Below are 636 nucleotides of genomic sequence, written 5' to 3'. Positions count from 1 at the left end.
GTCTGTTTTGCCCTCGTGTCAGGCGGTCTGTTACCGTCTCCAATTCATTCATGACAGATTGAAGAGCCTCTTCTTTCTGCCGGAGGTCAGCCTTTTTGCGCTCTTCCTCTTGCTTGGCCTCACTCAGTTTGATTTCGATTTCCTGCAAGCGGGAAAGCTGTTCCTGTTTGGTTAAAAGCTCAGGCTCTTTCTCGCTTTTATGCTGGCGCCACGCTTCATACTCTTCATGTTTTTGCTGAAAGAAAGCTGTCCGGTCTGCTAAATCCTTTTGGGCTAGCGTTTGTTCCTTTTCAGCTTGCTCCTCATGCTGGATCGCTTCTGCGTACCGGTCCGCATAGGGCTTAAGGGCTGCTGCTGTTTCTGCTTCCAGCAGGCGTTTTTGCATGCTGTCTATATGCGGCTGTTCTTCTGCGAGACGTTTTTCCTCTGCTTCATAAGCGGATTTTTCCTTTTGAACATTCCATATCTCCTGATGCTCTGTAAACCGCTCTCTCGCCTGATCACGGTTCTTCCTCATCGCTTCCAGCCGGGCTTCAGCTTGTTCGAGAGCCTTTTCAGCCTGCTCAACTGCCTCTGAGCTCGCCTCACCGAGACCGGACTGTTCAGCAAGCATTTCATTTTTTCTCGCATTGGCTT

Annotated in this window: 1 pseudogene; it reads right to left on the bottom strand. The window is 50.0% G+C overall.

From position 1 onward, the window contains the following. Nucleotides 1–636 (bottom strand): annotated as a pseudogene (locus tag ACWHAR_RS28590) (exonuclease subunit SbcC); the annotation flags it as partial.

This window comes from Bacillus sp. LR--39 (genome assembly GCF_053613335.1).
Note: the sequence above shows the minus strand (reverse complement) of the source record. Positions and strands in the feature narration are given on the sequence as shown.